Origin of the sequence: Pseudomonas kermanshahensis (genome assembly GCF_014269205.2) — a bacterium.
Classification (GTDB): Bacteria; Pseudomonadota; Gammaproteobacteria; order Pseudomonadales; family Pseudomonadaceae; genus Aquipseudomonas; species Aquipseudomonas kermanshahensis.
Genome location: NZ_JABWRY020000015.1, coordinates 1 through 523, shown reverse-complemented (window position 1 = coordinate 523; position 523 = coordinate 1). Strand labels below are relative to the sequence as shown.

The window sequence follows — 523 nt, the reverse complement described above, 5'->3', positions numbered from 1 at the left end:
CGCCGCTTCGGTCAAAGTCACCGACACCACCGACGACGTGGTGGCCAAGCTGACCGCTACCCCTTCGGTTACCGAAGGTGGCGCGATCACCTACACCATCACCCTGACCAACAAAGATGGTCTGCCGATCGACAAACACTCGGCGTTGACCTTCACCCTGAGTGATGGCACCACCGTCATCACGGTCCCGGCCAATAGCACTACCGGTTTCACCACCGTGACTGCCCCGGACAACGTCTACGTCGGTACCAACGACCCAGTGATCAAATCGATCGCTTCGGTGGATGGCGCTGATGTTGGCAAGTTCGAGAACCTGGTTCTGGACAAAACGCCGGTCAGCACGGCCGTCACCGACGAGCCAGGCACGCCGGGTAACGAAGGTGATCTGGTCAAGGTGACCATCACCGCTGACCAGGTTTCGGTTGCTGAGAACGTGAAGCCGACCTTCACCGTTCATATCAACACCGCGCTGGCTCACGACCTGGTCGTGACGCTGAGCAACAACGCCACCGTCACCATCAAA

At 59.1% G+C, this 523-nt stretch carries 1 protein-coding gene; it reads left to right on the top strand.

Annotated elements, in window-relative coordinates:
* Positions 1–523: immunoglobulin-like domain-containing protein (locus tag HU764_RS27500; protein ID WP_217835025.1), on the top strand; the 523-nt coding region annotated here is incomplete at both ends.